This is a genomic window from Candidatus Didemnitutus sp., from assembly GCA_019634575.1.
Classification (GTDB): Bacteria; Verrucomicrobiota; Verrucomicrobiia; order Opitutales; family Opitutaceae; genus Didemnitutus.
The window spans coordinates 536,039-550,245 of sequence record JAHCAY010000002.1 but is presented as its reverse complement, the minus strand read 5'-3'; the positions used below and the strand labels follow the sequence as shown (position 1 = coordinate 550,245).

10 protein-coding genes are annotated in these 14,207 nt (G+C 66.4%); 5 read left to right on the top strand and 5 right to left on the bottom strand.

Features of this window, described 5'->3' with window-relative positions; translation table 11 throughout:
- Positions 1 to 33: 33 nt before the first annotated feature.
- From KF715_17485 to KF715_17470, 4 genes are all read right to left on the bottom strand, one after another.
- Positions 34 to 1,446, bottom strand: a complete 1,413-nt coding sequence (locus KF715_17485; GenBank protein MBX3738491.1) for an efflux transporter outer membrane subunit — start codon at positions 1,444 to 1,446, stop codon at positions 34 to 36.
- A 17-nt stretch (positions 1,447 to 1,463) separates the two neighbouring features.
- Positions 1,464 to 2,255, bottom strand: a complete 792-nt coding sequence (locus KF715_17480) for an SDR family NAD(P)-dependent oxidoreductase (protein ID MBX3738490.1) — start codon at positions 2,253 to 2,255, stop codon at positions 1,464 to 1,466.
- A 46-nt stretch (positions 2,256 to 2,301) separates the two neighbouring features.
- Positions 2,302 to 2,742, bottom strand: coding sequence for a winged helix-turn-helix transcriptional regulator (locus KF715_17475; GenBank protein MBX3738489.1), 441 nt, complete (start codon positions 2,740 to 2,742; stop codon positions 2,302 to 2,304).
- Between the two features lie 162 nt (positions 2,743 to 2,904).
- Positions 2,905 to 3,975, bottom strand: a complete 1,071-nt coding sequence (locus KF715_17470; GenBank protein MBX3738488.1) for a LacI family DNA-binding transcriptional regulator — start codon at positions 3,973 to 3,975, stop codon at positions 2,905 to 2,907.
- Between the two features lie 391 nt (positions 3,976 to 4,366).
- Between KF715_17470 and KF715_17465 the strand changes: the two genes are divergently transcribed.
- The 5 genes from KF715_17465 to KF715_17445 all read left to right on the top strand — a co-directional run bounded on the left by KF715_17465 (position 4,367) and on the right by KF715_17445 (position 12,854).
- The gene (locus tag KF715_17465; GenBank protein MBX3738487.1) at positions 4,367 to 7,294 is read left to right on the top strand and encodes a TonB-dependent receptor plug domain-containing protein; all 2,928 of its coding nucleotides are present in this window, start codon (positions 4,367 to 4,369) and stop codon (positions 7,292 to 7,294) included.
- Positions 7,295 to 7,375: 81 nt separating this feature from the next.
- Positions 7,376 to 8,188, top strand: coding sequence for a glycoside hydrolase family 16 protein (locus KF715_17460; GenBank protein ID MBX3738486.1), 813 nt, complete (start codon positions 7,376 to 7,378; stop codon positions 8,186 to 8,188).
- A gap of 14 nt (positions 8,189 to 8,202) precedes the next feature.
- Positions 8,203 to 9,258 carry a LacI family DNA-binding transcriptional regulator gene (locus tag KF715_17455; protein MBX3738485.1) on the top strand — a complete coding sequence of 352 codons (1,056 nt, stop codon included), beginning with the start codon at positions 8,203 to 8,205 and terminating at the stop codon, positions 9,256 to 9,258.
- A gap of 58 nt (positions 9,259 to 9,316) precedes the next feature.
- Positions 9,317 to 10,405: a glycosyl hydrolase 53 family protein gene (locus KF715_17450; protein MBX3738484.1), complete on the top strand. Its 1,089-nt coding sequence runs from the start codon at positions 9,317 to 9,319 to the stop codon at positions 10,403 to 10,405.
- 52 nt (positions 10,406 to 10,457) lie between these two features.
- On the top strand, positions 10,458 to 12,854 hold the full coding sequence (locus tag KF715_17445) for a transporter substrate-binding domain-containing protein (GenBank protein MBX3738483.1): 2,397 nt from the start codon (positions 10,458 to 10,460) through the stop codon (positions 12,852 to 12,854).
- Here the strand turns inward: KF715_17445 and KF715_17440 are convergent.
- Positions 12,851 to 14,008, bottom strand: coding sequence for an iron-containing alcohol dehydrogenase (locus tag KF715_17440; GenBank protein MBX3738482.1), 1,158 nt, complete (start codon positions 14,006 to 14,008; stop codon positions 12,851 to 12,853). The two genes, KF715_17445 and KF715_17440, sit on opposite strands and share 4 nt — an antisense overlap.
- Positions 14,009 to 14,207 lie beyond the last annotated feature (199 nt).

Sequence of the window (14,207 nt, the reverse complement as noted above, 5' to 3'; positions counted from 1 at the left end):
AAGTTGAATGGATTTGGTGAGTGGGATTTCGGATCAGAGTGCGGCCGGCGCTTCCCATCCGCCGCCGAGGGCGCGGATGAGGGTGACGTGCGTGACCCAGCGTTGGCCGGCCAGCGCGGTGGCACTGCGCTCGACGGCGAGGGCGTTGCGCTGCGCATCGATCACTTCGAGGTAGCTCGTCGCTCCCGCGAGATAACGAGTTTCGGCGAGTTCGCGGACGCGGCGGGCGCTGACGACGGCGCGTGCGACGGCATCGGCCTGCGCGGAGAGGCGCTGCGAGGCGGTCAGCGCGTCCTGCACTTCGCGCATTGCGGCGAGAATGCTCTGCCGAAAACCCGCCGCCGCCTCCTCGAAGGCGGCCTGGCTGCGTCGGTAGGCGGCGCGGTTTCGTCCGCCTTGGAAAAGCGGCAGGTAGACGCTCGGGCCGATCGACCATGCGCGGCTGTCGCGCTGGAAAAGGCTGTCGATTTCGGCGCTCGCCGCGCCGGCCGAACCGGTCAGGGAGATCGACGGGAAGAATGCGGCTTTGGCCACGCCGACTTGAGCGTTGGCCGCTTTCAAGCCGCTCTCTGCGGCCGCGAGATCGGGACGGCGACGCAGCAGTTCGCTCGGCAGACCAACAGGGATGACGGGGAGTGCGCCCCGGAGCGGCGCGCGTTCGTCGATCTCGAATGCGGGTGCGGCTTGCCCCAGCAGAATGGCCAAGCCGTTTTTCAGCGCGGCGCGGCGATTCGCGACGGCGGCGAGATCGGCCTCCGAGGAGGAGACGGCCAGTCGCGCTTGCTCGAGCGCGAGATCGCTCGCGCGGCCGGCGTCGCGTCGCGCTTCGACGAGCGAGAGCATTTCCCTTTGCAGCTCCAGCGTGTGCGCGACGATTCGCGTTTCTTCGTCGGTGGCCGTGAGCGCGAAGTAGGTCGAAGCAGTTTCCGCCGCGACCTCAAGGCGGGTGGCATCGGCGACCTCCTGCGTCGCGAGATGATTGGCGCGCGCGCCTTCGTTGAGCCGTCGCACGCGACCGAACAGATCGAGTTCCCACGAGAGCGTGAGCGGCAGGCGATAGGTGGTCGTGAGGCCGTTGGGAAAACGGTTGGTCGTCGTCTCGGAGGTTTGCTCGCGCGTCGCCATTCCGACCGCGCCGACCGTCGGGAGGAACACGGAGCGCGCTTCGCCGGTGAGTGCGCGGGCTTGTTCGACGCGAGCCAGCGCGGCTTGGAGACTTTGGTTTTCGGCTAGGGCCTTCGCGATGGTGCGGTCGAGTTCCGCGTCGCCGAATTCACGCCACCAGTCCTTGGCGAGCGGATTGGTCGTCGCGGCAGACGCGTCTTGATAGCTCGCCGCGACCGGAGTCTCCGGGCGGCGGTAATCAGGTCCGACCGCGGGCAGAGAGCAGCCGGCCAGCCCGCCTGTGGCGAGGACGAGGGTGAGAGTGGGAAAGGAGGTGTTCATGGAGCGAGGGCGGGGATTCATCCGTTCATCGCCTGCGACATGGCGGCTTGGTGCAGCCAGCGCGGAGTGGCCCAGGTGAACGCGACGAGGAATTTGTTGGCGAAACCGGGGACAACGCTCATGCGCCCGGCTCGCAGCGCGCGGATGCCGGCCCGCACGACGGGCGCGGGTTTCATCAGCATCGGCTTCAGCATCGGCGTGATTTTCATCCGCGCGGCCTGAGCAAAGCCGGTCTCCGAGGCGCCCGGGCAGAGCGTAGTGACCGTGACGCCGTCGCGCTTGAACTCGCGGTGCAGCGCTTCGCCGAGGCGGAGCACGTAGGCTTTCGCGGCCGCGTAGACGGCGAAGTTCTCCACGCCCTGATAGGCGAGGAGGCTCGCCACGAGCAGAATCGAGCCCCGACGCCGCTTGCGCATGTCTTGCGCGAAGACGTGGGTCACGGCGGTCAGGCTCGCGATGTCCAACTGGATCATCGCCAGCGCGGAGGCGAGGGGAGTGTCGGCAAACGCGCCTTGCAGGCCGTGGCCGGCGTTGTTGATCAGAACGTCGATCGCGATGCCGCGGGCGCGGAGCCGTTCGTGCAGGCGGCCGATCGCGGCGATGTCTGAGAGGTCGACCTGCTCGACGACGACTTCGATGCCGTGCTCCTGACGGAGCGTTTCGGCCAGCGCTTGCAGGCGGTCGAGGCGGCGGGCGACGAGGACCAGCGAGTGGCCTTGTGTGGCGTATTGGCGGGCGAACTCCTCACCGAATCCGCTCGAGGCGCCGGTGATGAGAACCCAGGTAGGGTTCGATGATGGGATGTGCATATGCACTACTGAGGGCCGAGTTGTTTTGATTGGATTTGCTTCGAAATTATTTCCCGAGCGCGAGGGCGGCGGTGTCGAGGTCGGAGAGAATCGCCCTCCAGCGCTGCTCGCCGAGCGTCTTGATCGCCGCCTTCTGCGCGGCGCGCCAGGCCGGCAGTGCTTCCTCGACCTTTTGGCGGCCTTTGGCGCTGATCGATACTTCTACGCGCGCGCCGCGCCCGCCGCCATTGGTGTTCACCAAGCCGTCGCGTTGCAGCGGTTGCAGATTTCGCACGAGCGTCGTCCGGTCCATCCCGAGCCAGTCGCTCAGATCGGCCATGCTCCACGCCTCTCTGGACTTCAACGCGAGCAGGATGGACGTCTGTGTGGGACGCAGGCCGTGGCGCCGTATCTCGGCGTCGTAGCACTTCGTCACGGCTCGCGCCACCCAGCGTAGATTGAGGCAGACGCAGTTTTCGGTGCGGGAAAGATCGAGCTCCTTGGGCATGAGAAGTGTATATGCACATACATGAAAGCCTGCCAACCCAAAAAACGGCGGACATGCACGCGGTTGAGTTGCCAGTCGTCGTGGACGGCAACTACCGGAGTTGCGGGCTGGCTTGCCCGAGCGGAAGATCGGGCGACTCGCGGCGCGGTCGATCCGGTCGGATCACCGGATCGCCGCGACCAGCGGTGCGCCGACGGTGACGCCGTTGACGAGTTGCGCCTCGACGAGGATTTTTCTCCGCGGCGAGGTCGGGTGCTGGATGCGGCTGATCAAGCGTGAGAGCGCGGACGCGCCGATGTGTTCGTGCGGCACGCGCATCGAGGTGACGCGCGGCAGGCCGTTGGGCGGTTCGAGGCCGTCGAAGCCGGTGACGGAGCAGTCCTCGGGCACACGGATGCCGCGCGTCGGCAGGTCTTGGATGAGTTGGTAGGCTTGGTGGTCCGCGGCGCAGACCCAGGCAGTGACCTGTTGCTCGCGCACGAAGCGGGCGACGACGTCGGCCAATTGCGCGCGCGGCACGCGGCCGGTGGTCGGGCGGACGTTGAGCACCCAGTCGGCGTTGAATTCGAGGTCGTTGAGGAAGAGCGATTCGATGTAGCCGCTGAAGCGTCGCGCGATCCAGTGTCCGCCGACCTGATAATCCCACGAGAGGAAGCCGATCCGCCGATGGCCGGCGGCGCGCAGGGTGTCGGTGAGCGAGCAGACGGCGAGCGCGTCGTCGGTGTCGATCACGTCGACGCCGGGGCAGTTGTAGCTTTCGAGGACGCCGACGGTGGAAATTTTGCTCGCGATGGTTTCGACGGCGGGCTCCTCGAATGGGTAGATGAGAATGGCGCCGCGCCAGTCGCCCTGGCGGATGAGCCGCGAGAATTCGACGGGCGAAGCCTCGGGGTGGAACGCGACGGGCGCGCGATAGTGCACGTCGATATGCACGCGCTCGATCTCCGCGCGCTCGCGAATGCCCTTGAGAATGTGCGGATAGGTGGTGAGGACCGCTTTTTCCGGCTGCACCTCGAGGCCGATGAGCACGCCGATCGTGAGGCGGCGCGCGCCGCGACCGCGGTTGCGCATCGCGCGGCCGGGGCTGGGACGGTAGCCGAGCTCGTCGGCGGTCGCGATGACGCGGGCGCGGGTTTCCGCGCTGATCGCCGGATGATTTGCGAGGCTGCGGGTGACCGTGGCGCGCGAGATGTTCAGCTTTTTCGCGATGACGGCGTGACTGATCTTAGCCATGGGGCGGGGGACGGGGCGCGGTTCGGGACAGCCCGGCACACAAAGTCCGATTTGGTGCATGAAGCAAGAACCAATGAGTGCACCAAAATTTATTTAAGCCGGAAATTTGGCGTTTTTGTTTAAAAAAACCAAATAGGAAGCATCTGTCTTGTAATTAGAAGCAATTAGTAAGTAGTTCGATTTGTTTGTGCACATGTCAATGCACACTACGTTTGACAAGCGATGCACCAGAAAGAAGATTTCTGCTAGCAAGCGCGGCGATCTCCCTAGCTGCGTCGGCTGTAACTCTACCAAACCCCAAGACCCCTCGTTTCAGGCAGCGCCGCCCTGCGCGGCTCCGTTTCGATACGTTTCGGTTTCGGGGTAGCACCCAAACCCAAGACGATCCCCAATGCACCTCGCATCCCCCTCTGCGATTCGCGCCGGCGTAGCGGCCGGCATCGCGCTGCTCGGCCTCTGGCCTCTGGCCAATGCCCAATCGACGCCACCCGCGCCGGCCGGTGAAACCGCCGCCGCGCCCGAGAAAGACAAAGACGAAGCCTACGTGCTGTCTCCCTTCAAGGTGACCACGGACAAGGACAATGGCTACAAGGCCACCAACGCCACGACCGGCACGCGCCTGAACGAGTCCATCAAGGACCTGCCGATGCCCATCGCGGTCATCACGGAAAAATTCGTCCGCGACACCGGCGCGAACGACCTCCGCAAAGCCCTCTCCTTCACCTCCGCCATCCAGCTCCAGTCGCAGAACGACCAGGGCACGCCCGGCGGCGCCTACCAAGGCCCCGGCGGCGTGAACAACCCCGAAGGCGCGACTGCCAGCAAGACGGCCACCTCCTACAAGATCCGCGGCTACATCACCGACGCCGTGCTGCGCGACGGTTTCCGCCGCCAGAACTCGACCGACTCGATCAACATCGGCCGCGTCGAAGTCGCGTTCGGCCCCACCGCGTTGCTCTACGGCATCGGCGAATTCGGCGGTATCGTTAACTACATCCCGAAGACTCCGCAGGCCAAGCAGTCCTCCGAAGTCGGCCTCTCGCTCGGCAGCTACGACTTCAAGCGCCTGACGCTCGACACCACCGGCCCGATCAGTCCGACGTGGGACTTCAACTACCGTGTCACCGGCGCGCTCGAAGATCGCGGCGACTACACGCAATACAACAAGTCCAACCACGCGTTCATCTCCCCGGCCTTCAGCTTCCGCCCGACGAAGACGACCGAAATCCTCGCCGATTTCGAATACGGCAAGCAGACCGACGAAGGCGTCGGCTTCCGCCGTGTTCGCGCCATGACCGGTGTCAGCGGCGGCGACCAAGGCGAGCACGCCGATTTCTTCACCCTCCCCGGCACCGACCCCTACACCTTCCGCTGGAGCGGCCCGGATACCTACATCAAGACCAAGGCGAGCAACATCCGCCTCCAGGCTGACCAACAGATCTTCGAGAGCCTCCACCTCCTCGTCGGCTACAACCACAACAACGTCACGTTCAACACCCGCGACGTGTTCGCCAACCTCACCACCGGTGTCGGCCCGACCGCGCTCCGTAAGACCGTCGATTTCGGCGTCGCATCCCTCGACAAGAACGGCGGCGACTCGAACACCAATGTCGTCAACGGCAAAGTGAACGACGTCATCCTCCAATACGGCTGGGGCACCAATCGCACCGAGAACACCCACGATCAGGTTCGCGCCGAGCTCAGCTGGAAGGACACTTTCCTCGCCGGCAACAAGTGGCTCTCCAACACCCACTCGATCCTCGTCGGCCACTCCGAAGAATCGCAGAAGAACACCTCCGACGACCGCGGCACGGACGACAACCTGCGCAACTACAAGAGCCCGCTCGACGCCTCCCCGATCACCTTCGGCAAGCAAGGCGACGGCTCCGCCGACGTGGCGATGGTCAACAAGACCTACAACGAGAACCTCGCGTGGGACCAATCCACCTACGTCGTCTATTCCGGTAAGTTCATTCAGGACCGCGTCCTCGTCATCCTCGGCGGCCGCGACGACCTGAGCGACAACTACGTCTACACGAACAACCGCGTCGCCGGCACGACCTCGAAGGTTCGCAGCCCGAAGGCCAAGGTCCGCACCTACCAGCGCGGCGTCAGCCTCGAAGTCACGAAGCAAATCTCGCTCTTCGCCCTCAAGGCCGAAGGCGTGCAGCCCAACTTCAACGGCTACGTCGACACCAACGGCAATCCGATCGGCGCCGTCATCGCGCGCTCGAAGGAGTTCGGCGTGAAGTTCGACCTCTGGGAGGGCCGCATTTCCGGTTCCGTCAGCTCGTTCAAGATCAACCGCTCCGGCACGCCGTTCTTCTACTGGTGGGCCCCGACGTCCAACTACAAGAACTTCAACCCGAACAAGGACATCGTTTACCAAGTCAACGAGTTCGCCCCGCAGAGCGCGGGCGGCCCGAGCTGGACCAACGGTGCCGGTGACGCGAGCGCCGCGCAGTGGAACGCCGGTGTCGCCGCCGGTTCGATCTACCAGAAGACCGTCGGTGGCAGCACCAACTGGTATGTGAACGCCTCCAAGACCACGGGCGCCGCCTTCCTCGACGCCGTGTTCGACTTCACCAAGTCCCACGGCATGAGCTGGCCGGGCTGGCTCTACAACTACGACACCGAGACCAACAACGCGTGGAACGACCGCGCTTCGAGCCCGCAGGGCAACGAATACGTCATCGGTGCCGACCAGGGCAAGGGCTGGCAGGCCGACCTCGTGTTCTCGCCGACGAACAACTTCCAAGTCATCGCGAGCTACACCCACATCCAGAAGATCATCACCTCTGCCGGCGACTTCGCCAAATACGGCTACCCGCAGGACAAGTGGGCGGTCTGGTATTTCCCGAACACCGACTGGGGTCTGACCGGCAAGCCGCTCACCACGGCCTATCGCGCCCCGTATGATTCTTCGACTTGGTCCGGCATCGGCTTCGGCTACGGCGAGAAGCAGGACGACACGCCCGAGCACCAGGGCTCCGTCTGGGCGAACTACCAGTTCACCACCGGCGCCATGAAGGGCTGGAGCTTCGGCCTCGGCGGCAACTACGAGTCGCCCCGCGAATACCAATCCGGTATCACGCACGGCGGCGGCCAGCGCATCACGGACAAGAACGGCAACATCGTCGTCCTCAAGACGCCGGCCCGTTACTCCTACAACGCCATGGCCCGTTACGCCTTCAAGCTCGCCGGCCACGACGCCGCCGCCCAGCTGAACATCGACAACCTCACCGACGACCGGAAGCTCTACGGCCTGATCTACTCGGCGCCGCGCACCTACCGTCTCGAGTTCGACTACAAGTTCTGAGCGAAGATTGCATGATGGTTTGCGACGCGCATCAGCAGGGGTGCTGATGCGCGTCTCTTTTTTCGCCACCCCGCCGTTCTCATGTTCCGCCACGCCGCCCTGATCGCCGTCCTCGCCGCCGCGACGTTCGCGCGCGCCGAGCCCGCCCGTCCCGTCTGGTCCGACGAATTCGCGCAACCCGCCGGCACCGCGCCCGACGCTGCGAAATGGACCCACGAACTCGGCAGCCACGGCTTCGGCAACCAGGAGCTGCAAACCTACACCGCCGATCGCGCCAACTCCTTCATCGCCGACGATCCCGCGGCCACCGACGGCAAGGTCCTCGTCCTCCGCGCCCAGCGCGAAGTCGGCGGCCGCTTCACTTCGGCGCGCTTGCACACCGCGGGCAAATTCACTGCGCGTTACGGCCGCATCGAGGCCCGCCTGAAACTCCCGCGCGGCCAAGGCATCTGGCCCGCGTTCTGGATGCTCGGTCGCGATGCCGGCCCCGTCGAGTGGCCGGATTGCGGCGAGATCGACATCCTGGAAAATCTCGGCCGCGAGCCGTCCGTCGCCTACGCGACGATTCACGGTCCCGGCTACGCCGGCACGCAGGGCATCCAAGGCATGTTCACGCTCCCCGCCGGCGCGGCGTTCGCCGATGCCTATCACGTCTTCGCCGTCGACTGGTCGCCCGGCCGCATCGCGTGGCAGATCGATGGCCAGACCTACTTCACCGTCACGCCCGCCAGCCTGCCCGGCAAGGCGCGCTGGGTGTTCGATGACGGTCCCTATTTTCTCCTGCTGAATCTCGCCGTCGGCGGCGGCTGGCCGGGCAATCCGGACGACACCACGAAATTTCCCCAGGAATTCCGCATCGACTACGTGCGGGTCTTCGCTCTCCCTCCCGCCTGAATTTCGCGCCGCCCATGCGTTTCGTCAGCCAACAACTCATCGCCAAGAAGCTGAAGATTTCCTCCGGCACCGTCTCGCGCTCCCTCGCGAACGATCCGGCCATCAGCGGCGAGACCCGTTCGCGCGTCCTCCAGGTCGCCGAGGAGATGGGCTACAACTTCACGCGCCCGCGCCGGAAGAAGACCTCCACGCGCCCGCTCACCGTCGGCGTGCTCGTCGGCGTGCGCGACACCGCGCCGGGCACCGCGACGTTTCCCTTCATTCTCAAAGGCATTCACGACCGCGCCGCGCAGGAAAACGTCGCCATCGACGTCCGCTTTCCGAATCCCGATGAGTTCACCATCGGCGCGAAACGCAACGAAGTCTTCCGCCAGGTCCGCAGCGGCGGCTGGCGCGGCGTCATCCTGATCTATCCGTTCTCCGACGACGCCGTCGCCGCCCTCTCGCGCAAGACCACCGCGGTCGCCGTGCTCGAGGATTACGTCGATCTCGGCGTCGATTCGATCGACACCGACCAGACCGCCGGCATCGAGCGCATCGTCGACGAACTCGTGCACGCCGGCCATCGCCGCATCGGCTTCGCCGCGTGGCATTATCCGGTCGGCGGTCATTGGACGAAGCGCCGCTTTTCCGCCTACCTCGAGGGCGTCTACGATCACGGCCTGCCGCTGAACCCCGATTGGACGATCAACGTCCGCAAGGACGTCCCGAAAATCTCCCCGCCGGAAATGGCCGACCGCATCGTGCACCTCGTGCGCGAGGAAGGCGTCACCGCATGGGTCTGCGCCGCCGATCACCAGGCTTACCCGCTCATCCACGACCTGCACGTGCGCGGCGTGCGCGTGCCGGAGGATTGCTCGATTAGCGGCTACGACGGCATCACGCCGCCCGTCGGCATGCCGCAAGTCGCGTCGATCCGCGTGCCGCACGAGGAAGTCGGTTCGTCCGCGCTCGGCCGGCTGCTCTACCGCATGCCGCGGCCGCACGCGTTGAGCGCGAAACTGCTGCTGCGCTCTGAGTTCGTCGTCGGCAAGACCATCGCGCCGCCCCCGGCGCTGGCGGTGCACTGAGCGCTCGGCCGACTGCGCGTTTGTTTTCCCGCGGGTGGCGCGCTACGTTCGCCGCCGCATGAAGACGCTTCGCTGCCTCGCGTTTCTTATCCTCGCTGTCGCGACGCTCGCCGCCGAACCGTTCTATGTCGGCGCCGATCTTTCGGCGCTGCCGATCTACGAGGCGCGCGGCGCGAAATTCACGAAAGCCGGCCGCGCCGCCGATGCACTGACGCTCTTGCGCGGCGAGGGATTGAACGGCGTGCGCCTGCGGCTCTTCGTGCATCCGAAGGCCGAGGGCATCGTCGACAACTCGCTCGACTACACGGTCGCGCTCGCGCGTCGCGTGAAGGCGTCGGGCGCGACGTTCATGCTCGACCTGCATTACTCCGACACCTGGGCCGATCCGCAGAAGCAGATCAAACCCGCCGCGTGGGCGCAGTTGCCATTCGACGAGCTCGTCGCACAGGTCGGCGCCTACACGCGCGACGTGCTCGCGCGCTTCGAGCGCGAGGGGCTGCGGCCGGAGTTCGTCCAGATCGGCAACGAGATCACCAACGGCACGCTCTGGCCCGATGGTCGCGTGAACTTCGGTGCGTCCGCCGACGAGGATGCCGCCGCGTGGACGCGACTCGCGCGCCTGCTCCGCGCCGGCATCGCCGCCGTGCCGCGCGGTCCGGGTCAGCCGAAGATCATCCTGCACATCGAGAGCGGCGGCAACTTGGCGAAATCGCTCTGGTGGTTCCGTCACGCGCGCGACGCGGGGCTCGATTACGACATCATCGGGCTCAGCTACTATCCCGACTGGCACGGCGGGCTCGCGAATTATCGCCGCACGCTCGCGGCGCTCGCGGACGAGTTCCAGAAGCCGATCCAAGTCGTCGAGGCCGGTTATCCGTGGAAGACGGCGAAGAAATGGACCGAGAAGGCGAACATGGATTGGCCGCTCACGCCAGCGGGCCAGGCGCAGTTCCTCCGCGATGTCGTCCAAGCCGTGCGCGACATCCCGCACGGCCTCGGTTGCGGCGTCTGGTATTGGCACCCGGAATCCATCCAACTTCCCGGCCATTACGCCTGGGAGGGCGGCACCTGCGCGCTCTTCGACGACCACGGCGAACTCCTGCCCGGAGCCCCGGCGCTCTTCGGCGCGAACGGGCCGGCCCGCTGAATTCCGGCAATGACGCATTGAATCCGGGCGCGCGCGCCGCTTGGCTTGTGTGGTGCGGCTTCCCCTCCGTCTCGCCGGCCTGATTTGCGCGCTCGTTGGCCTCGTGGCCTTGGCGCGTGCGGATAACGCCGCCGCTGGCGCGCGGCCGCGTGTGGGCATGCTGACGGACAACTATCCGTTTTCGTTCGCCCAGCCGGACGGGAAGTTGACGGGTTTCTCCACCGAACTCACCGCGGAGATCGAGTCCGTCATGGCCTTGCGGCTCGAGCGCGCGACTGGCACCACGCGGGACGTCCACCAGCGTTTTGAGACGGGCGAGATCGAGTTGTTGCAGGCCTATGCGCGCTTTCCCGAGCGCGAGCGCCGGGTCGATTTTTCGGTGCCTTATTTGCGGATGACGGGCGCGCTCTTCGTGCGCGGGCGGCGCGCGGCCGTCGAGACGCTCGACGATTGTCGCGGGCGCAAAGTGGCGGTGCACCGCGGCAGCTTGGGCGAGGCGATCCTGCGGCGTGCGAATCTCGAGGCGTCGATCTACATTGTCGATTCGGTGGAGGACGGGCTCAAGGCGGTGGCGCGCGGCGAGGCCGATGCGACGCTGGTCGGCCGGCTCAGCGGCGCGGCGCTGGCGTATCATCTCGGGCTGACGGACGTGCATGCGGTCGACAACGACGTCTCGGGCTACGAGGTCGAATACTGCTACGCCGTGCAAAAAGGCGACGCGCGCCTGCTGGCACAGGTGAACGAAGGCCTCGCCATTCTCGTGCGCACGGGGCGGTTCGATCGCCTCTACCGGAAATGGTTCGGGCATATCGAGCCGGCCCACTATTCCGCGCAGGACGTGACGATGTTCGTGGCGATCGGTCTCACCGTGGCGCTGGCGCTCGCGTTGTGGACGGTGTGGCATCTGCGGCGATTGCAGGCGCGGCTCGCGCGTCAGGCGGAGGAATTCCGCGCCGTCTTCGATGGCGCGCACAGCGGACTGCTGGTGTTGGAGCCCGATGCGGAGCAGCAGTTGCGCATCCGGCAGATCAACCCGGCGGCGCGCACGCTGCTCGTGCCCGACGGGAGCCAGGCGGAGGGAATGCGCTTCGGGGTGTTGCTCGGCGCCGAGGCGGCGCTCGAACGCGAAGTGCGCCGCGCCTCGCCGCCGGCGGAGGTGCGCCGTTTCCATTACGAGAAATCGCAGGGCTCCGGCTGGTGGCATGTGTCGGTGGGGCCGCTCGGGCGTTCGCTGTTGGTCTCCGTCCAGGACGTGACGGAGCAGGTGCGCGCGCGCGAGCAGCTGGCGCAACAGGAGAAGCGTCTGCTCGAGACACAGAAACTCGAGGCCATCGGCCGGCTCGCCGGCGGCATAGCGCACGATTTCAACAACGTGCTCACCGCCGTGCTCGGCCACGCCGAGCTGAGCCTGATGTCGCTCCCGGCGGGGCGCCCGGAAATCGAGTCGATGCGGCAGATCATTCACGGCGGCCGCCGCGCGCGCCAGCTGGTGCAGCAGATCCTGGCCTTCTCCCGGCGCTCGGGCGCGACGCGCCAGCCGGTGCCGGTGTTGCCGTTGGTGGCCGAGACGATCGATTTCCTCCGCGTGCTCGGACGCGGCGGCATCGAGCTGGAACACAATGTGGCGGCGCAGCTGCCCGCCATTCTCGCCGATCCGACGCAGGCGCACCAGGTGTTGATGAACATCGGCACCAACGCGGTGCAGGCGATGCAAGGCGTGGGCGGGCGCGTCACTTTCACCGCGGAGATCGTCGAAATCGCGGATGCCGCGCGCTCGCGGGTCGATTCGCTCGCGCCCGGACGCTATGTCCGCATCGGCATCCAGGACGACGGTCCGGGCATGACGCCCGAGATCGTGTCGCGCGTCTTCGAGCCGTTCTTTTCGACCAAGGCGCCCGGTCATGGCACGGGTCTCGGCCTGGCGGTCGTGCACGGCATCATGCAGCAGCATGGCGGCGCGGTGACGGTCTTCAGCCAGCCCGGACGCGGCACGCTCTTCAACGTGTTCTTTCCCGTCGCGCCGGCGGACGCCGAGGCCGCGGCCCGGCCGCCGGCCGAGATCCCGCGCGGCAAGGGCGAACAGATTCTGCTCGTCGACGACGACGTGGCGGTCGTCGGCACGGTGCGGCAAATCCTCGTGCAGCTCGGCTACCGCGTCACCGCTTTCGAGCGACCGGTCGCGGCGCTGGCGGAGTTCGAGGCGCGACCGGCGGACTTCGCGCTCGTGCTCACGGATTTGACCATGCCGGGGATGAGCGGCTTGCAGCTGATCGCGCGCATCCGTGCATGGAAGCCGACGCAGCCGGTCCTGATCGCGAGCGGCTTTTTCACCAGCGCGGAGGAACTCGAAGCCGGCAAGCTTCGCGTCACGCGGTTGCTGCACAAGCCGCTCGCGTTCGCCCAGCTCGGCGAGGCGATCGCAGCCGCGCTGGCTTCCGGGAAAAGCTAGGCCGCGGCGCGGAGAATCTGCTCGACCTTCGCTGGCGTGATGAGCCCGCGGTCACCGAAGGCCGACAGCCCGCGCGCGGCGAGGCGGCGCGACACTTCCGCGGCGACGGCGACCGGCACGTCGTAGTCGGCGAGGCGCGTCTTGATGCCGAGCGATTCGTAGAAGGCGCGGGTCTTTTCGATCGCGGCGTCGATGCGCGCGTCCTCGTTGCCGGTGCGCAGATCCCAGACGCGCTCGGCGTATTGGAGGAGTTTGCCGCGCTTGGCCGCGCGTTCGACTTGGAGCAGCGATGGCAGCACGACCGCGAGGGTGCGGGCGTGGTCGATGCCGTGCAACGCGGTGAGCTCGTGACCGATGATGTGCGTGGCCCAGTCCTGCGGCACGCCGACGGAGATCCAGCCATTCAACGCAGTCGTGGCGGCCCAGACGAAGTTCGCGCGCGTGTCGTAGTCGGTGGGGTTGGCCAGCGTCTTCGGGCCGATCTCGACCAGGGTGCGAAGAATGCCCTCGGCGAAACGGTCCTGCACCGCGGCCTGCGCGGGAAAGGTGAGGTATTGCTCGATGACATGGCAGAAGGCGTCGCCGATGCCGTTCGCGACCTGGCGTGCGGGCAGCGAGAACGTCGTCTCCGGATCGAGCACGGAGAAACGCGGGAACACATGCGGCGAGATGAACGCGAGCTTCTCCTTGATCGCGCGGCGCGAGACGACGGAGGCGCCGTTCGATTCCGAGCCGGTGGCGGGCAGCGTGAGGACGGCACCGATCGGCAGCGCCGCGGTGACGCGCGCGGCGCGCTCGGTGAGAATCGTCCACGGGTCGTGCGGATAGAGCGCGGCGGCGGCGACGAACTTCGCGCCGTCGAGCACCGAGCCGCCGCCGACCGGCAGGATCCAGTCGAGCTTCTCGGCTTTCACGATTTCCACGGCGCGCATCAGCGTGTCGTAGTCGGGATTGGCTTCGACGCCCCAGAATTCCTTCACGGTGCGCGTGCCGAGCGCCTTCACGACCTGCGCATGGACGCCGTTCTCCTTGATGCTGCCGCCGCCGGCCAGCAGGAGCACGCGGGCATCGACGGGCAACTCGGTGGCGAGTGCGGCGATCTGGCCACGGCCGAAGAGGATGCGTGTGGGGTTCTGGTAGACGAAATTTTCCATGGCGCGGAGGCTAGGCGCGAACGGCGCGCGTTGCAAACGGCGAACCCGTCAAGCTGCGCCGCACGGGTGCCGCGGCGTGGGAGATTTTCCGGTCTTTCGTGACATGGCGCGATTGTCCCTTGAAACCGCAGGTCGCGGTGCGCTGAAATGCGCCATGCATCTTGCGCCCGACGAGAGTTCCGGTTTGAGCGCCGGGGAA